The 21,382-nt window shown below is 64.3% G+C and carries 13 protein-coding genes; 8 read left to right on the forward strand and 5 right to left on the reverse strand.

Going from position 1 to position 21,382, the window contains the following annotated elements; all coding sequences use genetic code 11:
- Positions 1-6 precede the first annotated feature (6 nt).
- The 3 genes from PQT43_RS01945 to PQT43_RS01955 all read left to right on the forward strand — a co-directional run bounded on the left by PQT43_RS01945 (position 7) and on the right by PQT43_RS01955 (position 8,148).
- Positions 7-2,082 (forward strand): flotillin family protein, encoded by a 2,076-nt coding sequence (locus tag PQT43_RS01945; RefSeq protein ID WP_102861315.1) that lies wholly within the window; start codon positions 7-9, stop codon positions 2,080-2,082.
- 192 nt (positions 2,083-2,274) lie between these two features.
- Positions 2,275-7,419 carry a DNA repair ATPase gene (locus PQT43_RS01950; RefSeq protein WP_272753442.1) on the forward strand — a complete coding sequence of 1,715 codons (5,145 nt, stop codon included), beginning with the start codon at positions 2,275-2,277 and terminating at the stop codon, positions 7,417-7,419.
- 39 nt (positions 7,420-7,458) lie between these two features.
- A complete protein-coding gene (locus PQT43_RS01955) occupies positions 7,459-8,148 on the forward strand; it encodes a phospholipase D-like domain-containing protein (protein WP_102878510.1) in 690 nt (229 codons plus the stop codon).
- A 31-nt stretch (positions 8,149-8,179) separates the two neighbouring features.
- Here the strand turns inward: PQT43_RS01955 and PQT43_RS01960 are convergent, their stop codons facing one another.
- Both PQT43_RS01960 and PQT43_RS01965 read right to left on the reverse strand, forming a co-directional pair.
- Complete coding sequence (locus tag PQT43_RS01960) at positions 8,180-9,901, reverse strand: hypothetical protein (RefSeq protein ID WP_272753443.1); 1,722 nt, start codon at positions 9,899-9,901, stop codon at positions 8,180-8,182.
- Positions 9,902-9,999: 98 nt separating this feature from the next.
- Positions 10,000-11,736, reverse strand: coding sequence for a hypothetical protein (locus PQT43_RS01965; protein ID WP_272753444.1), 1,737 nt, complete (start codon positions 11,734-11,736; stop codon positions 10,000-10,002).
- Between the two features lie 219 nt (positions 11,737-11,955).
- Here PQT43_RS01965 and PQT43_RS01970 point away from each other — a divergent pair, with 219 nt between their 5' ends.
- The 4 genes from PQT43_RS01970 (at position 11,956) to PQT43_RS01985 (ending at position 16,132) form a co-directional block, all read left to right on the forward strand.
- Complete coding sequence (locus tag PQT43_RS01970; protein ID WP_011059467.1) at positions 11,956-12,498, forward strand: YaeQ family protein; 543 nt, start codon at positions 11,956-11,958, stop codon at positions 12,496-12,498.
- A 57-nt stretch (positions 12,499-12,555) separates the two neighbouring features.
- Positions 12,556-14,265, forward strand: a complete 1,710-nt coding sequence (gene recJ, locus PQT43_RS01975) for a single-stranded-DNA-specific exonuclease RecJ (RefSeq protein ID WP_123393621.1) — start codon at positions 12,556-12,558, stop codon at positions 14,263-14,265.
- A 354-nt stretch (positions 14,266-14,619) separates the two neighbouring features.
- Positions 14,620-14,889 carry a hypothetical protein gene (locus tag PQT43_RS01980; protein ID WP_272753445.1) on the forward strand — a complete coding sequence of 90 codons (270 nt, stop codon included), beginning with the start codon at positions 14,620-14,622 and terminating at the stop codon, positions 14,887-14,889.
- A gap of 136 nt (positions 14,890-15,025) precedes the next feature.
- On the forward strand, positions 15,026-16,132 hold the full coding sequence (locus PQT43_RS01985) for an NADH:flavin oxidoreductase/NADH oxidase (protein WP_102878515.1): 1,107 nt from the start codon (positions 15,026-15,028) through the stop codon (positions 16,130-16,132).
- Between the two features lie 163 nt (positions 16,133-16,295).
- Here the strand turns inward: PQT43_RS01985 and PQT43_RS01990 are convergent, their stop codons facing one another.
- A complete protein-coding gene (locus PQT43_RS01990; RefSeq protein ID WP_102878516.1) occupies positions 16,296-17,915 on the reverse strand; it encodes a glucan biosynthesis protein D in 1,620 nt (539 codons plus the stop codon).
- Between the two features lie 199 nt (positions 17,916-18,114).
- Here PQT43_RS01990 and PQT43_RS01995 point away from each other — a divergent pair, with 199 nt between their 5' ends.
- Positions 18,115-18,648 carry a GNAT family N-acetyltransferase gene (locus PQT43_RS01995; RefSeq protein ID WP_272753446.1) on the forward strand — a complete coding sequence of 178 codons (534 nt, stop codon included), beginning with the start codon at positions 18,115-18,117 and terminating at the stop codon, positions 18,646-18,648.
- On the opposite strand, the gene PQT43_RS02000 is transcribed toward PQT43_RS01995, so the two are convergent.
- Together PQT43_RS02000 and PQT43_RS02005 are read right to left on the reverse strand one after the other, a co-directional pair.
- Positions 18,645-19,838, reverse strand: a complete 1,194-nt coding sequence (locus PQT43_RS02000; protein ID WP_272753447.1) for a DUF418 domain-containing protein — start codon at positions 19,836-19,838, stop codon at positions 18,645-18,647. The two genes, PQT43_RS01995 and PQT43_RS02000, sit on opposite strands and share 4 nt — an antisense overlap.
- Before the next feature lie 182 nt (positions 19,839-20,020).
- Positions 20,021-21,043 (reverse strand): hypothetical protein, encoded by a 1,023-nt coding sequence (locus PQT43_RS02005; protein ID WP_272753448.1) that lies wholly within the window; start codon positions 21,041-21,043, stop codon positions 20,021-20,023.
- Positions 21,044-21,382: the final 339 nt, after the last annotated feature.

Consider the following 21,382-nt stretch of genomic DNA (forward strand, 5'->3'; position numbering starts at 1 on the left):
GATTGCATGAATTTACCGTCGCTGCTGCCCATCCTGCTCGGGATCGGCCTCGTCGTTCTGGTGGTCTTCGGCCTGCTGGCCCTGTTCAAGGCCTTCTATATCAAGGTCCCCCAAGGCACGGCGCTGATCGTCAACGACATGTCCTCGACGCCCAAGGTGCACTTCACCGGCGCCCTGGTGTACCCGGTCATCCACCTCAAGGAGTTCATGCGGATCTCGCTGATCACCCTGGAAGTCGACCGTCGGGCCAAGGATGGTCTGATCTGCCGCGACAACATGCGCGCCGACATCACCGTGGCTTTCTACCTGCGGGTCAATGAAACCCAGGAAGACGTGCTCAAGGTGGCCAAGGCCATCGGTGTCGACCGTGCCTCCGACCGCGCCGCGGTCAACGAGCTGTTCAACGCCAAGTTCTCCGAAGCGCTGAAGACCGTGGGCAAGCAGTTCGACTTCGTCCAGTTGTTCGAGAACCGCCAGGACTTCCGCGACCGCATCATCGAGATCATCGGCAACGACCTCAACGGCTATGTGCTGGAAGACGTGGCCATCGACTACCTGGAGCAGACCGCCAAGCACTCCCTGGACCCGAGCAACATCCTCGACGCCGAAGGTATCCGCAAGATCACCGAGCTGACCGCGGCGCAGAACGTCATCACCAACGAACTGGAGCGCAACCAGGAACTGGCGATCCAGAAGAAAAACGTCGAGACCCGCGAAGCCTCGCTGTCCCTCGAACGCCAGCAGGCCGATGCCGAAGCGCGGCAGAAGCGCGAGATCGAAACCATCCGCGCCCGCGAGGAAGCCGAGACCGCCAAGGTCAAGGAAGAAGAGCGCCTGAAGGCCGAGCAAGCACGCATTCAGTCGCAGCAGGAAATCGACGTGCGCACCGAGAACCATCAGCGCGAAGTCGAAGTGGCCCAGCAGAACCGTCAGCGTGCGGTGGTCATCGAAGTGGAGAAAGTCACCCGCGCCAAGGACCTGGAAGTAGTGGCCCGCGAGCGTGAAGTGGAACTGCAGCGCATCGAGAAAGAAAAGGCTCTGGAAGAGCAGCGCAAGAACATCGCCACCGTGATTCGTGAGCGGGTAGCGGTCGAGAAGACCGTGGCCCAGGAAGAAGAGCGGATCAAGGAAGTGCGCGAAATTTCCGAAGCCGAACGCGCCAAGCAAGTGGTGGTGATCCAGGCCCAGGCCGAAGCCGAGCAGGATCTGGTGCGTCAGGTCAAACAGGCCGAAGCCGACGAGACTCGTTCCAAGCACAAGGCCGTGGAAATCAACAACCTGGCCCAGGCCGAACTGGAAGCGGCGGCCAAACAGGCCGAAGCCAAGAAGCGTCTGGCCGAAGGCCTGGAAGCCGAGCGCGCCGCGCCTGGTCTGGCCGATGCCCGCGTGCTGGAAATCACCGCAGCGGCCCAGGAAAAAGAAGGCCTGGCTCAAGCCCGCGTACGCACCGAGCAGCTGATTGCCGAAGCTCGCGGCGAGCAGGAAAAAGGCCTGGCCGACGCCCGCGTCATGGAAGCCCAGGCGGCTGCCAAAGAGAAGGACGGCCTGGCGGAAGCCAAGGTCATGGAAGAGAAGCTCGGTGCTCAAGCCCGTGGCGAAGAGCAACTGGGCGCGGCCAAGGCCAAGGCCACCAAGGACCTGGGTTCGGCCGAAGCCGAAGTGCTGCTGCAGCGTCTGAACGCCGAAGCCGAAGGCCTGGGCAAGAAGTTCGGTGCCCTGGATTCCCTCAGCGACAGCGCTCGCCAGCACGAAGAGTTCCGCATGCAACTGGAGAAGAACTTCGAGGAAGCGATGGCCGCCATCGCCGCCAACAAGGACATCGCCAAGGACCAGGCCGAAGTGCTGTCCGCCGCCCTCAGCAAGGCCAAGATCGAAATCGTCGGCGGCGAAGGCGACTTCTTCAATTCCTTCGCCAAATCGCTGTCGGTGGGCAAGGCCATCGAGGGCGTGGTGGGCAAGAGCCCGGTGGTCCAGGACGTCCTGGCACGCCTGCTCAATGGCAAGGGTGCCCCGGCCGTTGCCGCTGAACTGGCCGCCGCTGCCGTCTCGCGCAAGGCCGAGGCGCCGTCTGCCGAAGCCTGACCCACACCTGACACACCTGTAGCCGCTGCCGAAAGCTGCGACCGACTCCGTAGGAGGCGCAGCCCTTGAGGGCCTTCGGGCCCTCAAGCACGCAGCCCGCGGCAGCGGCTACCGGCCTTGTGTCGGGTACCGGGCTCCAGGTTTGAGGAGCCCGCTTTTTTTGCACACCGCCGTAGATCCAGGAAGGCCACGATGTCGGACGCTCAAGTCGCAACTCCCCCGCAGGACGTATTGGACAAGGCCGTCGCCGAAGGCGGCGCCTATGAGGTGCTGCACAAGCGCCTGCTGGACCAGGGCCAGCGCCTGCGGGCCACCACCGACGACCTCAACCAGAGGCGTCTCGACGAGTTCGGCAACAGCCGCATGGAAGTGGTCGGGCGGGTGCGCATCCGTACCGAGAACAATTGCATCGCCCGGGACATCGTCCAGGTCGGCGACTGCCTGTTGTTCGGCTACAACGTGTTTATCGGCCTGAAGAAGGAAACCAGCGTCGCCGACGTGTTTTCCCTCTACCGGCTGGTGGAAGAGGGCGAAGGCTACGAAGCCGAGCCCGTGCCCCTGGAAGGCAGTTTCCTTTCTGCCCAGGGCTTCCTCAATGATTTCAACGAGCTCTACACCTATTACAAGAATACCCGCCTGCTGCAACTGGCGATCCGTGACGGCAAGCTGCTGGCGAGTTTCCAGATTGGCGAGCGCGTCACCGATGTGCGGGTGTTCCGCTGGTCGATCTCGGTGGACGGACGGGATGTCCGTTACATCGACAACCGCGGCGAGCGGGATATCGCCCTGCCGGCGCCCTTCGATTTCGAATGGAAGAAGGCCACCCGCGAGATGGTGGTCGAAGGCCGCTTCCCGCACCTGAACATCCTCGACACGGTGTTCGTCGAAACCATCGGCGGCGACCTGACCATCAAGGTCGAGAACAACACCGAGTCGGGCCTGGGCATCTACCGCGAAGAGGTGCTGGACAAGACCCAGTCCCTGGACGACTCGCAGATCGAATTCGCCCGCCTGGGCAGCCTGATCCTGCTCAAGGTCCTGCCGTACCGCGAAGAGCAGTGGCGCTACCTGGTGTTCAACAGCCTGACTCGCCAGGTAGAGCGCATCGACGCCATCGGCCTGGCCTGCGTGCAGTTGCCGGAAGACCACGGGATCATCTTCCCCGGCGGTTACTACCTGCAAAGCGGCGAGTACAAGACCTTCGAACAGTCCATGGAAGGCATGCGCTTCAAGCGCTCGGTGCGCTCGCCCAACGGTGAAGATGTGCAGTACATCTTCTACCACCCGGAGCAGGGCCGCTCGGTGCTGCTGACCTACAACATGATCAACCGTCAGTTGCAGAACCCGCTGTTCGGCCACGGCTATGCGCGTCTGGAAGACGGCCACATGGTGATCTTCGCCGCCGAGGGCGAAGAGCCGACCCGGGTGCATCCGATGCAGATCTGGCAGACGCCGTTCTTCACCGAGGAATACGCTGCGCGGCAACCGACCCGCAGCGGTTTCCTGGGGCGCATTGGCAATGCCGAACTGGTGCGCAGCGTCTCCGATCTCTACGATCTGTGCCGCGAGATCGACACCCCGGCGGTGTCGGTGCAGCGTTATTCGTTGCTGTGCCAGAACACCCGGCGCCTGTTCGATGTGTACCACTGGTTGGGCAGTGCCGAACTTGACGGGTTGGCGCCGCTGCTGCGTGAGGTGGCTTCCACCTCCGAGCTGGTGCTCGACGAATACGAGAAAGTCGAAAGCATCCGCCGTCAGTCGGACCAGGCCATGGTGGCCGCCGAGGCCAAGCAGAAAACCCTGCTCGACAGCCTGCTGGTGGACAGTTGGGATCAGGTGCAAAGCTTTGTCGATGCCCTTAACGGCATCACCGCCCAGCGCGGTCTGCTGCTGACCATTCGCGACTACCGCTACATCGACGTGGCGCGCATCGACGCCATGGAAGCCGATTTGCTCAAGGCCCAGGAACGCACCGCCGCCGGCACCGCGACCTTCCTGGCCAGCGATCAGGCCCTGCAGCCCTTCGTCACTCAGCTGGAAACCCTGGACGCCCAGGCGCAGAAAGCCGAAACCGTGGCCCAGCTCAGCGAGCCCCTGGGCGCTCTGCAAGCCATGGCTGGCGACCTGGACATGCTGTCGAGCCTGATGGCCTCGTTGCAGATCGATGACGCCACCCAGCGCACCCGGATCATCGAATCCATCTCGCAGATCTACGCCCGCCTGAACCAGGCCAAGGCCCGTGCCGAACAGCGGCGCAAGGGCCTGGGCTCGACCGAAACCGTGGCCCAGTTCGGGGCCCAGTTCAAACTCTTCAGCCAGGGCATCACCAATGCCCTGGCCCAGGCCCAGGACCCCGAGCGTTGCGACGAGCAGCTGTCGCGGCTGCTGGTGCAGCTTGAGGAACTGGAAAGCCGCTTCGGCGATCACGAACAATTCCTCGGCGACATCCTCGGCAAGCGCGAGGAGTTGCTGGAAACCTTCGAGGCCCACAAGCAATCGCTGCTCGACGAGCGCCAGCGCAAGGCCCAGGGCCTGCTGGATGCCGCGCGGCGGATTCTCGACAGCCTCGGCCGGCGCACCGCCAAGTTCACCCAGGCCGAGGAGCTCAATGCGTTCTTCGCCGCCGACCCGCTGATCCTCAAGCTGCGGGAGCTGGCCGAGCGCCTGCGCGAGCTCAAGGACAGCGTCAAGGCTGACGACGTCGAGTCGCGCCTCAAGGGCGCCCGGGATCAGGCCGTACGGGCCCTGCGCGACAAGACCGAGCTGTTCGAAGAGGGCGGCAACGTTATCAAGCTGGGGCCGCGCCACCGTTTCAGCGTCAACACCCAGGAGCTGGACCTGACCCTGATGCCCCGGGGCGACGAACTGCACCTGCACCTCACCGGCACGGATTTCCTCGAACCTCTGCGCGACCCCGAGCTGGAAGCCCTGCGCGACTTCTGGCAGGTGGCCCTGGAGTCGGAATCGGCCCAGCTGTACCGCGCCGAGTACCTGGCCGGGCAAGTGCTGGATGCTGCCGACCGCGGCGCGGAAGGCTTGAGCCTGGAAAGCCTGAAACCCTTGCTGGCGCAGCCTGAGGAATTGGCGCGGGTGATCCGCGACTTCGCCGCGCCGCGCTACAAGGAAGGCTACGAAAAGGGCATTCACGATCACGATGCGGCGGCGATCCTGTTGCAACTGCTACCGCTGCGCGACAGCGCCGGCCTGCTGCGCTTCGGCGCGGCGGCGCGGGCCTTCGCCACGCTGTTCTGGGGCCGCCAGCAGCACCAGCCGCAACCGCAGCAATGGGTCGAGCGGGCGCGCACCAGCCGGCATATTCAGCAGCTGTTCGGGCGTCGTGAAGGCTTGCTGCAGTTGCAGGAGGAAATCCTCGCGGCACTGAGTGACTGGCATCAGCAGCACGCCTTCACCCTGGCCGCCGAGCTGTTGCCGGAGGCCGCCGAGTACCTGGTTCAGGAACTGGCCGCAGAACGCATCGAATTCACCTTCAGCAAATACGCCAAGCAACTGCAGGAAGCCCTGACCTTGCGTCTGCAGGGCGCGCGGATGTGGGACGACTACCAGCAGGCCCTGGCGCGGCTGGTGGAGCGGCCTGCTGCTCAGTGGGAATTGACCGAGAACTGGCTCTCGGCCCTGTGCGCCGAGGGCGAGTTCGCCGAGTGGGCCGACTACGTGCCCGAGGCGGTGGCCCTGTCGCTGCTGCGGGAAGACTTTGCCAAACGCATCACTGAAGTCGACCTGCGGTTCAAGGTCGACAACCTGATGGGCGAACACCCACGCATTCACGAGCGCAGCCTGTCCCTCACCGTGGATGGTTTCTTTGCCCGCCTGCGGGCCCACCGCGAACAGTTCCTGCCCGGCCTGCAGCGCTACCAGGCGCTGCGCCAGGGCATCATCAGCCGTGAGCGCTCGGCCCTGCGCCTGAGCGAATTCAAGCCGCGGCCGCTGAGCTCGTTCGTGCGCAACAAGCTGATCAACGATGTGTACCTGGGTTTTATCGGCGACAACCTGGCCAAGCAGATGGGCACCGTGGGCGAGAACAAGCGCACTGACCTGATGGGCCTCTTGATGCTGATTTCGCCACCGGGCTACGGCAAGACCACCCTGATGGAATACGTGGCGCACCGTCTGGGCCTGATCTTCATGAAGATCAACGGCCCGGCCCTGGGTCACCAGGTGCGTTCCCTGGACCCGGCCCAGGCACCGGACGCTACTTCGCGCCAGGAACTGGAGAAACTCAACCTGGCCCTGGAGATGGGCAACAACGTGATGCTCTATGTCGACGACATCCAGCACACCCACCCGGAATTCCTGCAGAAATTCATCTCGCTGTGCGATGGCACCCGGCGCATCGAAGGCGTGTGGAAAGGCCGCACCAAGACCTACGACATGCGCGGCAAGAAGTTCTGCGTGGTGATGTCGGGCAACCCGTACACCGAGTCCGGCGAGGTGTTCAAGATCCCCGACATGCTGGCCAACCGGGCCGACATCTATAACCTCGGCGACACCCTGGGCGGCATGCAGGAAGCCTTCGCCCTGAGTTACATCGAGAACGGCCTGACCTCCAACCCGGTGCTGGCGCCCCTGGCCACCCGCGACATGGCCGATGTCTACCGCTTCGTCGCCAAGGCCGAGGGCAAGGCCTTCTCCAGCAACGAACTGAGCCACAGCTACAGCGGCGCCGAGATCAACGAAATCACCACCACCCTGCAACGCCTGATGCAGGTGCGCGACGTGGTGCTGCGGGTCAACCAGCAGTACATCGCCAGCGCCGCCCAGGCCGACCAGTACCGCAGCGAGCCACCGTTCAAGCTGCAGGGCAGCTACCGCAACATGAACAAGATGGCCGAGAAGATCTCGGCGGTGATGAACGACGCCGAGCTCCTGCAACTCTTGGCCGACCACTACCAGGGCGAATCCCAGTTGCTGACCACTGGCGCCGAGGAAAACCTGCTCAAGCTCGCCGAACTGCGCGGTAACCAGACCCCGGAGCAGAGCGAACGCTGGACCCAGATCAAGCGCGACTTCGTGCGTAACCGCTCCATGGGCGGCAGCGACAGCGATGTCGGCACCCGGGTCGTGGCCCAGCTCAACGATCTGGTGGAAGGCGTACGCGGCCTGGCCCGGCCCGCGCAGCAGCATGACCTGCGCGCGGTGCTGGAAAACCTCTCCGAGCATCTGGAGAACAGCTTCCTGCCGCTGATCAAGGTCATGCACAAGAAGATCGACGTCGATCTGCACAGCCACCAGCGCATCGGTGACATCGCCACGCGTGTGGACGAACTGAGTCGCATGCTCAGCCACGGCGATGTGCCCACCCTCAAGGACTCCCAATAGTAGGAGCCGGCTTGCCGGCGAACAGCCAAGGATCACGACATGGATTTTGCCCACCTGGACCAGCAGCTGCGCGACAGCCTGCAGGACCTGAAACTGAGCAACGAAGAGCGGGACGAGCTGCGCCAACTGGGCAGCGAACTCAGTGCCGATCAAGTGCGTTACCTACGCAATCGGGCTTTCGATCTGGTACGGGAACTGAGCCTGGCGGACAGCGCCAATGTGTTGCCGGCGTTGAAATGGCTGGAGCAGGTGGTCAAGACCCTGGACGCCAACAGCGCCCCGGTGCGCGACATGGCCAGCGCCCACTTCAGCCCCGGTGAAGACTGCCGACGCAAGATCCGCGACCTGTGCCGCCAGGCCCGGATCTCGGTGGATATCTGCGTGTTCACCATTTCCGACGATCAACTGAGCGACGAAATCCGCGCCTGCCACCAGCGCGGCGTGGCCGTGCGGGTGATCAGCGACAGTGAAAAGCAGTTCGATGTCGGCAGCGATATCGCCGTGCTACGCGAGGCCGGGGTGCCGGTGCGGATCGACGACACGCCGTTCCACATGCACCACAAGTTCGCCGTGTTCGATGGCCGAACCTTGCTCAACGGCAGCTTCAACTGGACCCGCAGCGCCACCACCGGCAACGAGGAAAACCTGCTGGTGATCGACCACCCGCAACTGGTGGTCAGTTACCTCAAGGAGTTCAACGAACTCTGGGCCCGTTACGCACCGCGTTAAGGCGTGCCGCGGCGGGCCTCAATATGGGCGCTCAGGCGGCTTTCGGGTAACCCCAGGCGCTCTCGGCGGCTAGGCTGTCGATCAGCTTCTGGCGCAGCTCATGGGCTTTTTCCGGTGCGCTCTGGCTCAGGGTTTCCAGGGCCAGGTGCAACTGTTGCACTGGGTTTTCGCCGATAAACAGGTTGCCCAGTTCCAGGCCGGCAATCGCCTCGTCGAAGCGTTGCTGGTGGATATGCTTGAGCACCATGGCCTGGCTCAACTGGTTGGTGTAGGCCGCCTGCTGCTCCAGGCGAGTCTTTAGCTCGGCGGCCTTTGCCTGATCGTCGATGTAGACGTAGCTCAGCGCCAGCTGTTCCAGGAAGAAGTTTTTTTCCGCAGGGTCCAGCGGCGCATTTTGCTGCTCGTCGTCGAGCGCTTGCACAGCCTGATCCAGCAGTTCGCCGGCTTGTCGGGTTTGTTCCAGGTCGTGTAGCAGCTTGGCCTGCAACGCCAGTTTCATCGGACGTTCGGCGTATTCGAGCTGGGTGTTGAGATGCGCCATTTCCTCCAGGTTGTTGCGGATCAGCCAGCTGTCGCGGCGCAGGCGCGGCAGATCTGCCTGGACCCGCAGTTGGGTTTCCAGGACCAGTAGGCGCAACCACGGCCATTGCTCATCGCCACGCAAGGTTTCCAGTGCCCGCAAGGCTTGCTCCTGCAGATGGGCGCACCATTGCGAGTGTTCCTCGACGTAAGTGCCCCAGAGACAGACCAGGCACCAGATACGCTGCGGGGTCGAGACGGCGCAGGCCTGCAAGGCCGCCTCGGCCTCGGCCATTTCATTGCGCCCGACATGCCAGTTCAACAGGCTCAAGAGCAGCTCGCTGGCATAGGTTTCCGGCACCAGGGCGATCAGTTGTTGAGCCAGGTCCGGACGGTTGGCCTCCAGAGTCAGCGTGAGTAACGGCGGATAGCCGAAGTAGTCGTCGGGCTCAGGGTTTTGCGCCAGCAGTTCGAACCCAGCGTCGAATGCCCCGGCTTGCATCAGCAGGGTCACGACGATGATTTGCGCCGATCCGGGCAATTGCGTGGCCATGGCCGGGAACTGCGCGTCCTGCCCCTGGGCACGGTACTCGCGCAGGGTCTGTTCCACTTCATGCAGGTCCAGTTCATTGGCCGGCTGCTTCAGCAGCAGTTGCCAGGCCAGGCCGACGCTGATGGCGGCCTGGTCGGCCAGGCCCAAGCCGCGTTGCAGGGCAGCCAACTGCCGGTGCTCACTGGGGGAGTCCTGGCTCAGCTGGTTGACGCCGAAGGTCACCAGCAAGGCGCGGGCCTGCTCAAGTTCACCGCGGGCCACCAACAGCGGGATGCGCAGCAGGGGCGCTGACGGCAGGGGCTGATGCAGGCGCTCCAACAGGCTCAGCACCGCCTGCGGGCCGTCCTTGTCGAGCAGTGTTTCGAGCAGTGGGTTCAGCGCCATGGGCTGGTAGGTTTCATCGAGTTCGGCCAGTACCTCCAGGGCCTGTTCTTGGTCGCCTTGTCGGTACAGCGCCGCTGGCATCTGCATCAGCCCCAGTTGCCGGGCTTTGCCCGTCAGGCGTTGTGCCAGCTGCAAGGCCACTTGCGGCTCGATGACGCTCAGGTGGGCCGCACGATTGATCTGCGCTGCCTCGTCCAGGGTGATGCCCAGGCCATTGCCGCTGCGGCTCTTGTGGGAATACACCACCAGCAGTGAGATCACGCCGGTAATGAGCAGCAGGATGATAAGCACTTCCATGATTCCATTTTCCTCTGGTGCGGGTTGGGGCCTGGCGCGTGGTACGGAGTCGTCTTGGATCACCGGGTTGCAGCTAGGCGGGTGTCAGTCCGGGGGGCTCAGTTCGCCTGAAAGGGGCGCATGGCCATGCCGCTGGTCAGCCGCTCCATCAACTGTTGCTGAAGTTCAGTGGCGCGCTCGGGGGCACGCTGGTGCAGCTCCTCCAGGGCCTGATACAGGCGTGACAGAGGCTTCTTGTCGCTGAGCAAGACGCTCAGGGTCAGGGCCTCGATGGCCTGGGCGTAATGCTGGTGCTCGATGTGATTGAGCAGCAGGTCCTCTTCCAGGTCGCGACTACCGGCCTCCAGGCTGTGCAATCGATTCTGCAGGGCCTGGGCCTGCTCTGCTTCGTCGATGCTCAGGTAGGCGCTGGCGATGTCCTCCAGGTAGAAGGTTGTGTCCATCTCATCGACCTCCGGCAGGCTGTCGCTGTCCAGCAATGCCAGGGCCTGCTCCAACAGGGTCCTGGCCTGGGCGGTCTGACCCAGGTCGTGCAGCAACGTGGTCTGCTCGCGAATGCACAGCAATTGCTGTTCGCCGTCTTGCTGCTGGTGCAGGCGGTGCAACTCATCAAGGCTGCTGCGTACCAGCCAGCTGTCCCGGCGATGGGCCGGCAGCCGGCTTTGCAGCTGGAGCTGGGTGCGCAGGGCCTGCATGCGTATGCCGCTCCAGAACTCATGGTCATTCTTGTAACCGTCGATCTGTTGCAGTGCCTTGGTCAGCAGTGCCTCGGCCCATTGCGGCTGCGTGGCGTGGTGCTGCTCACAGAGGCTGAGCATCAGGCCGGGATGCTGGCTCGGTTCAGGTTCCAGAGTCAGCAGCAGTGCTTCGGCTTCTGCGGTCTGGCCTTGTGTCGCCATGTGGTTCAGCAGGCTCAGCAGCGGGCTGTAGCGATCCTGGTCGGGGGCTTTGTCCAGCAGACGCAGGGCGTTATCGATCGGCGGCAGGGCCAGGGTCAGGTCCATCAGTTCGCTGTACGTGGTGGGGTAGAGCGCGTCGTTGATGGGGGCCAGCAGGTTGAGGGCTGAGTCCAGCTGAGCGGCCTTGATCAGGGCGGCGACTGCCAGGGCTTGTTCTTCTGCCGGCAATGGCGCGGCCCGGGTCAGGATCGCGTCGAACTGACCCAGGGTTGCGCAGGCTTCGAACAGGCTGCGCAGCGTCGACTGGCGATGGCCCTCTTCGGTTTCTTCAAACGCCGACCACGCCTGCTCAACGCTGGCCAGCGCCGCATCCTGCATCCCGGCCTGATGCTGCAGGCGCGCCAGGATCAGCAGGTTGCCGATGCTCTGGCGTTCCTGGGCGGCCGCTTGGCGCGGGTCGCTCAGTTCGCCCAGTACGGCCAGGGCCTGGGCCTGTTCGCCGCGGGCCTGAAGGATACGCACTTGCAGCAGCGGCCAGCTGGGCAGGGCTTCCCCCCAGTTCTCCAGGAGTTCCAGGCAGGCTTGGGTATCGTCGGTGTCGAGCAGGGTTTCGATCAGGGTATTGAGCACGTAGTCCCGGGCGTGGGGTGGCAGTTGCTGGTAGATCGCCAGGGCCTGGGCCTTGTGTCCTGCCAGGTAGAGCTCGCTGGCCACCAACTGCAAGGCCAGTTCCCGGGCCTCGCCGGGTAGCGTCTCTGCCAGTTTCAGCGCCAGCAGCGGCTCGGCCTTGCTCAGCAGCAGGGTCTGATTGATCTGGGCGGTGAGGTTGCTGGTCATTACCAGACCCTCGCTCTGTTCGGCGATTTTCCGGCGGGAGTACAGAATCAGTGCGATGAACACCAGTGCGATGACAAGCAGGATGACAAAGAGGGTCATGGACGTCCTTTTCTATTGAACTGCGGCTCTGGCGCGTTACGCGCCAGCCGGTTTGCGCGGGGTTATAAAGCCATGGCTACAGGCTGGCAACCGACTTTACCCAGCCAATGCGTTTCAGCGGATGTCACCCAGAGCAGGGTTGGCCCGGTCAGTGGTCGGGCAGGGCGGCAGGTTTCGGGTTAGACTTGCCGCCTTTTCGCACACTCAAGAAGCCCGCACATGGCCCAGCCGTCCACCACCTACAAATTCGAACTGAACCTGACCGACCTCGACCGCGGGGTCTATGAAAGCGTCAAGCAGACCATCGCCCGTCACCCTTCGGAAACTGAAGAGCGCATGACGGTGCGGCTGCTGGCCTACGCCTTCTGGTACAACGAGCACCTGTCGTTCGGTCGGGGTCTGTCGGATGTGGATGAACCCGCCCTGTGGGAAAAGAGCCTGGATGACCGCGTCCTGCACTGGATCGAAGTCGGCCAGCCGGACGCCGATCGCCTGACCTGGTGCTCGCGCCGCACCGAGCGCACCAGCCTGCTGGCCTACGGCAGCCTGCGGGTCTGGCAGACCCGGGTGCTGGACGCGGTGAAGAACCTGAAGAACCTCAACATCGCCGGCGTGCCCCAGGAGGTCCTTGAGACCCTGGCCAAGGACATGCCGCGCGTCATCAAGTGGGACGTGATGATCAGCGAAGGCACGATCTTCGTCACCGACGATCGCGGCCAGCACGAAGTGCAGCTGGAATGGCTGCTGGGTGAGCGCGGCTGATCGCCTGCTCTGCCCCTAAACGATCCACCGTCCTCCAAGAGAAGTTGCTGTTAGCCCATGCGTATCGAACCCCGTGAGTTGCCCGCCGTCCTGCCCTTTCTTGGCGATCTGCCGCCACTGCTGACCCGCCTTTATGCCGCCCGTGGTGTGCAATCGGTGGAGGAGCTGGACAAGAGCCTGGCGCGGCTGATTCCGTATCAGCAGCTCAAGGGCATCGACGCCGCGGTGGACCTGCTGGTGACCGCTCTGGACCAGCGCCAGCGCATCCTCATCGTCGGCGACTTCGACGCCGACGGCGCCACCGCCAGCACCGTGGGCGTGCTGGGCCTGCGCCTGCTGGGCGCGGCCCACGTCGATTACCTGGTGCCCAACCGCTTCGAATACGGCTACGGCCTGACCCCGGAAATCGTCGCCGTGGCCCTGCAGCGCGAGCCGCAGTTGCTGATCACCGTGGACAACGGCATCTCCAGTGTCGAAGGCGTGGCGGCGGCCAAGGCGGCGGGGTTGCAAGTGCTGGTCACCGACCACCACTTGCCCGGCCATGAACTGCCGGCGGCGGACGCCATCGTCAACCCCAACCAGCCGGGCTGCGAGTTCCCCAGCAAGGCCCTGGCCGGGGTCGGGGTGATCTTCTATGTGCTGATGGCCCTGCGTGCGCGCCTGCGCAGCCTGGGTCGCTATGAAACCCGGCCGCAGCCGAACATTGGCGAGCTGCTGGATCTGGTGGCCCTGGGCAGCGTGGCAGACGTGGTGCCCCTGGACGCCAACAACCGCATCCTGGTGCACCAGGGCCTGGAGCGGATTCGCGCCGGTCGCGCGCGGCCGGGGCTCAAGGCGATTCTCGAAGTGGCCAAGCGCGATCATTCGCGCATCACCTCCACCGACCTGGGCTTTATCCTCGGCCCGCGGCTTAACGCTGCAGGACGCCTGGACGACATGAGCCTGGGCATCGAATGCCTGCTCAGCGACGACGTTTCCGCCGCCCGGGCCATGGCCGCCCAGCTCGACGAGCTGAATCAGGACCGCAAGTCCATCGAGCAGGGCATGCAGCGCGAAGCGTTGGCCCAGCTCAAGGAGCTGCCGGTGGAATCCATGCCGTTCGGCCTGTGCCTGTTCGATGCCGAGTGGCACCAGGGGGTGATCGGGATTCTCGCCTCGCGCCTGAAAGAGCGTTACCACCGGCCGACCATCGCCTTTGCCGATGCCGGCGACGGCATGCTCAAGGGCTCAGCGCGTTCGGTGCCGGGCTTCCACATCCGTGACGCCCTGGACGCCGTGGCCGCGCGGCATCCGCAACTGATCAGCAAGTTCGGCGGCCACGCCATGGCCGCCGGCCTGTCCCTGCCGGAGCAGAACTTCCCGGCCTTTGCCGAGGCCTTCGACGAAGAAGTGCGGCGCCAGCTGCGCGAAGAAGACCTTACCGGGCGCCTGCTGTCGGACGGCACCCTGGCGGTGGAAGAGTTCCACCTGGAACTGGCCCGCGCCCTGCGCCACGCCGGCCCCTGGGGCCAGCACTTCCCCGAGCCGATGTTCCACGGGGTGTTCGAACTGGTGGAGCAACGCATCGTTGGCGAGCGTCATCTGAAAGTGGTGCTGCGCAGCGAATGCGGCTCACTGAAGTTGGACGGCATCGCCTTCGGCATCGACCGCGAAGTCTGGCCCAACCCGACCATCCGCTGGGTGGAGCTGGCCTACAAGCTTGACCTCAACGAGTTCCGTGGCCAGGAAACCGTACAGTTGATGATTGCCCATATCGAACCGCGTTAAGGGACGCTGTGGCTGGTTTCGCCAGACTTTTGGAAAGCGGGATGGCGGTATGTCTCTTTCTTTTGTAAGGGGTTTCCGAGACACTCCCGGGCGCTTGTGGCGATCTACTCAGCTGACTAGTCTCGGTTCATCACTGCCTATCAGTGATCGGGAATAGCAGCCCGGGTCGAACGCAAGCGATGCCATCAGCACTGCAATTCAGATTTGCAGTGTGCTGTTATGGCGGCTGTGCGTGGGGGCGCTTTCGGGCGCACCGGTTCCTCGACCCGGTCTGCTAGCCCGCGTACAGCCGCCACCCTTTTCAAACGTCTAGCAGCGTTAGGTGTGGAGGCTTCATCGTCGAGGAGCTGCACCATGAAAAAGATCGTCCCCGATCCGCCTGTTTCCCCTCCTTCTTCCCGTCGTAATCCTGCCCACGATCTGGCCAATGAAAGGGTTCGCCATGCCCTGGCCAATATCGGCGTAGAGGGCTCGCTGATCGCGACGCTGCAACCCACCGCCTCGGGTTCTGCGGGCCCCGCTTGGCTGATAGTGCCCTGGCCGCTGCCGCTGGCAGCGGCCAGGGCAACAGTTTTTTGCCCGGCACCCATCAGGAACCCTGCCAGCGGCAGTGTTGTCGACTAGTCTCTAAGCACTGTCTGATTGGCCTTGTGACCTTTTGTCATTCTTCTACCCGCGGGGGCGGGCGCTTCACTTCGCAGTCACTCGTCGACCGTTCAAACAGAACCCTGGAGCCTGACCATTGATCGAGAGGTGCCCCATGAGTCTGCTGCTTGAACCCTATACCTTGCGTCAACTGACCCTGCTCAACCGCATCGCCGTGTCGCCCATGTGCCAGTACTCGTCGGTGGACGGGCTGGCCAACGACTGGCATCTGGTGCACCTGGGCAGCCGCGCCGTCGGCGGCGCCGGGTTGATCTTCACCGAGGCCACGGCGGTCACCGCCGAAGGCCGGATCACCGCCCAGGACCTGGGCCTGTGGAACGACGCGCAGATCGAACCCTTGCAGCGCATCACCCGTTTCATTACCGCCCAGGGCGCGGTGGCGGGTATCCAGCTGGCCCATGCCGGGCGCAAGGCCAGTACCCATCGGCCCTGGCTTGGCAAGTCCGGCAGCGTCAAGCCCGAGGACGGCGGTTGGGTGCCGGTGGGGCCATCGCGGATTGCCTTCGATCCGCAGCACACGCCGCCCACCCAACTGGACCAAGGGCAGATCGACGAGATCATCCAGGCCTTCGTCGCGGCCGCCAAACGCGCCCTGGAAGCTGGTTTCAAGGTGGTGGAAGTGCATGCCGCCCACGGCTACTTGCTGCACCAGTTCCTCTCGCCCCTGAGCAATCAGCGTCAGGACCTGTACGGCGGCTCGTTCGAAAATCGCATTCGCCTGGTGTTGCAAGTGACCGAGGCGGTACGAAAAGTCTGGCCCGAAGAGCTGCCGCTGTTTGTGCGGGTGTCGGCCACCGATTGGGTGGAGGACGGCTGGAACCCGGACGAGACCGTCGAGCTGGCGCGGCGCCTCAAGGATCTGGGGGTGGATTTGATCGATGTGTCGTCCGGCGGCACCGCGGCCAATGCCGAGATTCCCACCGGGCCGGGTTATCAGACGCGTTTTGCCGAGCGGGTGCGCAAGGAGTCGGGCATGGCCACTGGCACCGTGGGGCTGATCACTGAGCCGGCCCAGGCCGAGCACATTCTGCGCACCTGTCAGGCGGACATCATCTTCCTCGCCCGGGAGCTGCTGCGCGATCCTTACTGGCCGCTGCATGCCGATGATGACCTGGGCGGGCGCAAGGCAATCTGGCCGGCGCAGTATCAGCGGGCGACCCACAGGGACCAGCCGATTCATGAGTCGGACTTGCGCGATTAAGGTTGTGCCGATGTAAAAAAACCGGCCCGTGTGGGCCGGTTTTTTTGTGTCTGACTGCTGGCCGCCTTCGCGGGCAAGCCCGCTCCTACGGAGGCGGTGCGATCTGTAGGAGCCGGCTTGCCGGCGAAGAGGCCCCTAGGGCGTGCCGGGGGCTGTCAGCCGATCAGGGGTATTTGCGCTTGTCCGGCGCCGGCGGGAAGTACTGGTACAGCCAGGTTTCGCTCAGGGTGCGGTCTTGGGTGCGGATGAACAGCCGCAGTTCCACCGGGTCGACGCTGTCGTTGGTCGGGTACCAGTCGAAGAGGATGCGGTAGCCCTTGATCTCGTCCAGCACCAGGATGCTGAAATCCTTGACCTCGCCGTTGGAGGCGGTGACCACCGGTTCGATGCCAGTGCCGGCGGGCAGACGATCAAGGCCGCCGCCGGTGAAGTCCACGGCAAAGCGTCGGGCCCAGACTGGCGGGTAATGCTCGCCCGGGGCCCAGCCTTCGACGAAGCCGCCCATGCCGGAACGGGTGGCGTGGACCCGGGCCAGTGGCGTGCCTACCGGCGGCAGGGCGCTCCAGTAGAGCTTGTAGCCGTAGTTCAGGGAGTCGCCGGCGGCCACGGGTTTTTTCGGGGTCCAGAAGGCCACGATGTTGTCCATGGTTTCGCCGGTGGTGGGGATTTCCAGCAGGTCGATGCTGCCTTCGCCCCAGGCGGTGGTGGGCTCGACCCACAGGCTCGGGCGGCGGCTGTACCAGTCCACGGTGTCCTGGTAGCTGGCGAACTCGTGGTCGGTCTGCACCAGGCCGAAGCCCTTCGGGTCCTTGTCGGCGAAAGCGTTGAACTGCAGGTTGGCCGGGTTGTTCAACGGGCGGCAGATCCATTCGCCATTGCCGCGCCACATGGCCAGGCGGTCGGAGTCGTGGATCTGCGGGTGGATGGTGTCGCACATGCGCCGTTCATGGGTGCCGCAGCTGAACATGCTGGTCATCGGTGCGATGCCCAGTTGTTCGATGGCGGTACGGGCGTTGATGTGGGCGTCGATCTCCATCACCACGCGCTCGGCCTGGCAGTCGATGTCGAAGCGGTAGGCGCCGGTGGCGCTTGGCGAATCCAGCAGGGCGTAGACCACGAAGCGGGTGCTGTCCTTGTCCGGGGTCTCGAACCAGAACTGGGTGAAGTCGGGGAATTCCTCGCGGCGTTTGGCGTAGGTGTCGATGGCCAGGCCCCGGGCCGACAGGCCGTACTGGCCGGTGGCGTCCACCGCACGGAAATAGCTGGCGCCGAGGAAGGACACTACGTCATGCCTGTCCAGCTCCGGAGCCTTGAACAGCTTGAAGCCGGCAAAGCCCAGGTCGCCCTTGAGCTGGGCGGTGTCGACGCTGGTGTTCTGGTAGTTGAACAGCGCGGGACGGAAGTGCACTTCCCGCGCCTGACGGGTCTTGGGGTCGACGCTGTGCATGCGCACCGGTTGCTTGAAGCCCATGCCCACATGGAAGAACTGCACATCCAGCTGGCCGTTCAGGTCATTCCACAGCGAGTGCTGGCTGTCGTACTGGATGGCGTTGAAGTTCTGCGGCGTCATCTGCGCCAGGGTCGGTGGCAGCACCTGCTTGGTGTCCACGTATCGCTGGCCGGCCAGTTGTTTGGCCTGGGCCTTGAGACGCTCGAAGTCGAATGCCTGGGCTTGGCCATCAGCGGCGCCGGCCCAGGCCCTGGCTGCCAGCAGACCGCTGGCCGAGAGGCCGGTGTAGGCCGCCAGGGCCATGGAGGCTTTGAGGAGATTCCTGCGGTGCATAGGTGAACCTTATACGGGGAAAGATCCCCAGCCGTTCCTGGCTGTATGAGGGGATCGCGAGGTGAGGTTCGGTCAAGCCATCGGCCAAACGCAACTGAATGTAAACAGACGGCGGATAGAATAAACGGTTCGCCAGGGGCAGAAAAATGATTAGCTTGTGTCCATTGGTAACCACTGATCAGCTCTAGGAACCTGTCCCATGCTGCACCCGCGCCTGCTCAGCGAAGACGATATCCAACGGCTCAAATTGATCGACCGTGCCGAGGTCATCGATGAGTTCTACCGCCTGCAGGAGGGGGTTCTGCTGCGTTATGCCCAGCATGAAGTGGTGGAGGGCTGGCCGGAGGGCGAGGCCGAGCATGACGCGCTGATCTTGCAGCAGTGTTACCAGCGCGGCGGCTGGTTGTACGGGGTGTTCGATGGCCCGGCTCTGGTGGCCGCGGCGGTGGTGGATTGCCTGCCCATCGAGGCTGCCGGGCTGGACTTGCGGCAGTTGAAGTTCCTGCATGTGAGCCGGGCTTATCGCGGCCTTGGCCTGGGCCGGCAACTCTTCGCCCAGGCTCGGGAGCAGGCCCTGTTCATGGGCGCCCAGGGCTTGTACGTGTCGGCCACGCCGTCGCGGCACACCGTGGATTTTTACACCGGCCTGGGCTGTGAGCTGCTGGCCATCCCGGACCCGGAGCTGCTGCGCCTGGAGCCCGAGGATATCCACCTCTATCTGCGTCTGGTTTAAACCTGGAGGGGCTTGCGCCAGTTCGGCCAGGCACCGATGGTCAGCGCCCGCAGCAGCCACTCGCAAGGGCCGTACTGATGAGTACGCAGCCACAGTGCGCTGAGTTTCATTTGCAGCCAGTAGATGGCGATTACCAGGACGGGCATCCACAGCGGCGACAGACGGTTGATCAGCCCCAGTCCGTAGCCGGTGAACAGCAGGCAGAGGATCAGTGATTGCAGCAGGTAGTTGCTCAGGGACATCCGGCCCAGAGGGGCCAGGCGTTGGCACAGACGCTGGCCCAGAGGGGAATTAAAGGCCCTGAGCAGCAGCATGGCGTAACTGGCCGAGAGCAGCGGCGCGGTCAGTTGGCTGATGCCGTAGCCGATGACTTCCAGACCACCACCGGGGGCGTAGGCTGCCCAGTATCCGTACAGCAGGGCGCCACCCAGCCCCAGGGGCAGGGTCAGGGCCAGCAGCCCTGGCAGCCTGCGTTCAAAGCGGTAAGGCGCCACCAGCAGGCCTTTGCGCCCGGCGACATAGCCCAGCAGGAACATCGCCAGGGTGCTGGGTCCCTGCAGTAGCCATAGGGCAGAAGCGGTCTCCAACAGGTGAGAGGCGTTGTAGGCCAGGGTATCCAGAGCATCGCCGCCCAGGGCCATGTCCTTGAGCACCGCTGCGCCGTCGGCGGCGCCGGTGTAGAGACCGGCGCTCAGCAGTTGGACACCCAACAGCAGGATCAGCCCGGCGGCTCCCGTGGTCAGCACCAGCGCCAGGGTCGCGGCCCACCTTGCCGACAACCCGCGCAGCGCCAGCAACACCATGCCCAGCAGGGCGTACAGGATGAGGATCTCGCCGTAGAACAGCAGTGCGCCGTGCACCAGGCCGATGGCCAGCAAGGCCAGTTGCCGCCGCAGCATGCGCGGCACGAAGCGTTCGCCGGCCCGCTCGGCGGAGGCCATCTGCAGGGTGAAGCTGTAGCCAAACAGGAAGGAGAACAGCAGGTAGAACTTGGCCTCGAACAGCACCGACACCAGCCAGCGGATCAGGTGGTCGAGGTTGCTGGCGTAGGCCGGGTTGCTGACCGGCGAGGCGTAGTAGGGGTCGGCGAAAGACCAGATGTTCACCGCCAGGATGCCCAGCAGAGCGAAGCCGCGCAGGGCGTCCACGTGCTGCAGTCGTGCCGCCTGGACGGGCAGGTGCGCACTCATCTCCAGGGGCCTGGCAGCGTGGTGGGTTCTTGGGGGGCGGGAAGCATGGGGCGGCCTATCGGTACTTGAGTGAACGCTCAATTAACGCGATCAGGCCGTGTGTGGGCAATCAAACTCTTGTGAAAAAGAGTCAAAAAGCGTGATGCCCACCCTCCAGTTCATGGGGGCAGACCACAGGGGCCTCAGCTCCCCACTGGAGCCTGGGCATCCAGGCACTGGGCTTCACCGGCGGGTGTTTGGCCTTTTTTCGTCCACCAGGTCAGGGGCCGGATACTGTTCAGGTCGCCGCGCTTGATCGCTTCCCGGTAGCAGGCCAGGGCCCGGGGGCCATCGGTGGTGCCCCACTTGCCCTCGGCGTAGCCGCTGCCCAGGTAGTAGTAGGCGTCGGCCGAGTCCAGTTCCCGGGCGGTGCGCTGCACCAGCTCTTCGGACTTGCGCGGTTGCTGGCACTCATTGACGGAGCCATCGCCGCGGGGGTCGCAGTAGTACATCGACAGCATCAACGCCGCCTCGGCATCGGCCTGGGCGTAAGGCAGCAGCAGTTCTTCCGGCTCCCCGGGCTTGAGCTGCGGTGCCATGCCCGAGTAACCCAGGCTCACTGCCCGCACCGCCGCCGTGGCCGAGCCATGCCGGGCGGCGTCCAGCAGAAGCTGCTGGCCCAGCTCGAAGAAGTACTGGGTCAACAGGTACTGCTCGCGACCGCCGTAGCCCAGGAACAGATCGGCCTTGCGCATCTGTCGCTGCAGGGCGGTTTCATTGGCCGGGGCGTCCTGGTTGAGCAGGCCGTCCATGGACCACTGCTCCACCCGCACCAGTTGCCAGCAGGCGCCCTGTTGAAAGACGAAGGCCTGGACCACGTCGCCCAGCGGATCATGCACCACCAGGGTCTGGCTCTCCCAGAAGGCTTGCAGTCCGGCCCGAGCCTGGGCCTGTGGATCGAGCAGGGTCAGCAGGTGGCGGGTATCGCCCGTCAGCTTGTGCCGGGTGGTGATCTCGCGGCCGTACTCGTCATGGCTCGGGCGCTGTTCGATCAGCGGCGAATCGGTGAACGCCTGCTGCAGCTCCGGGCTGCTGGCAAAGGCCTTGAGGAAGGTCGGCAGGTCGCTGGACGGGCAGGCGGGGGCAGCGGCCTGGGCCGCCTGGGTGGCGGCGCCAAGCAACAGGGCGGCGAGCAACGGGCGCAAGAGATGACGAAGGGCGGGCATCGGCGAACTCATCGAGGTTGGAGGCGGAGCGCGGTTCATGGCGTGTCCGGCGGGGGTGTCGGCACGCAGCAGCGGCACAGCCACTGCGCAGCCAGATTGCCAGCAGCAGCGGCACGCTCATCAGGAAGCAATAGACGTAGCCACGTATCGGATGGTCGGGAAACATCGCCCAGGCGGTGAACAGCACCAGGGCGCCGACCAGGCCCAGCTTGGCCTTCAGGTTGGGCACCAGGGCCACCAGCACGCTGACGAGGATCAGCAATTGGAGCAGGAATTCCACCATCATTCCCAGGCCGAAGCCCTTGGCGATGGAACCGAAGTAGCTGCGATACACCGCTA

This window comes from Pseudomonas sp. BLCC-B112 (assembly GCF_028550695.1).
Lineage (GTDB): Bacteria > Pseudomonadota > Gammaproteobacteria > Pseudomonadales > Pseudomonadaceae > Aquipseudomonas > Aquipseudomonas danubii.

Excerpts from the sequence above, each read along its gene's own strand:
- PQT43_RS01945 (WP_102861315.1), top strand. The coding sequence starts at position 7 with ATGAATTTACCGTCGCTGCTGCCCATCCTGCTCGGGATCGGCCTCGTC.
- PQT43_RS01950 (WP_272753442.1), top strand. The coding sequence starts at position 2,275 with ATGTCGGACGCTCAAGTCGCAACTCCCCCGCAGGACGTATTGGACAAG.
- PQT43_RS01955 (WP_102878510.1), top strand. The coding sequence starts at position 7,459 with ATGGATTTTGCCCACCTGGACCAGCAGCTGCGCGACAGCCTGCAGGAC.
- PQT43_RS01960 (WP_272753443.1), bottom strand. The coding sequence starts at position 9,901 with ATGGAAGTGCTTATCATCCTGCTGCTCATTACCGGCGTGATCTCACTG.
- PQT43_RS01965 (WP_272753444.1), bottom strand. The coding sequence starts at position 11,736 with ATGACCCTCTTTGTCATCCTGCTTGTCATCGCACTGGTGTTCATCGCA.
- PQT43_RS01970 (WP_011059467.1), top strand. The coding sequence starts at position 11,956 with ATGGCCCAGCCGTCCACCACCTACAAATTCGAACTGAACCTGACCGAC.
- recJ (WP_123393621.1), top strand. The coding sequence starts at position 12,556 with ATGCGTATCGAACCCCGTGAGTTGCCCGCCGTCCTGCCCTTTCTTGGC.
- PQT43_RS01980 (WP_272753445.1), top strand. The coding sequence starts at position 14,620 with ATGAAAAAGATCGTCCCCGATCCGCCTGTTTCCCCTCCTTCTTCCCGT.
- PQT43_RS01985 (WP_102878515.1), top strand. The coding sequence starts at position 15,026 with ATGAGTCTGCTGCTTGAACCCTATACCTTGCGTCAACTGACCCTGCTC.
- PQT43_RS01990 (WP_102878516.1), bottom strand. The coding sequence starts at position 17,915 with ATGCACCGCAGGAATCTCCTCAAAGCCTCCATGGCCCTGGCGGCCTAC.
- PQT43_RS01995 (WP_272753446.1), top strand. The coding sequence starts at position 18,115 with ATGCTGCACCCGCGCCTGCTCAGCGAAGACGATATCCAACGGCTCAAA.
- PQT43_RS02000 (WP_272753447.1), bottom strand. The coding sequence starts at position 19,838 with ATGAGTGCGCACCTGCCCGTCCAGGCGGCACGACTGCAGCACGTGGAC.
- PQT43_RS02005 (WP_272753448.1), bottom strand. The coding sequence starts at position 21,043 with ATGCCCGCCCTTCGTCATCTCTTGCGCCCGTTGCTCGCCGCCCTGTTG.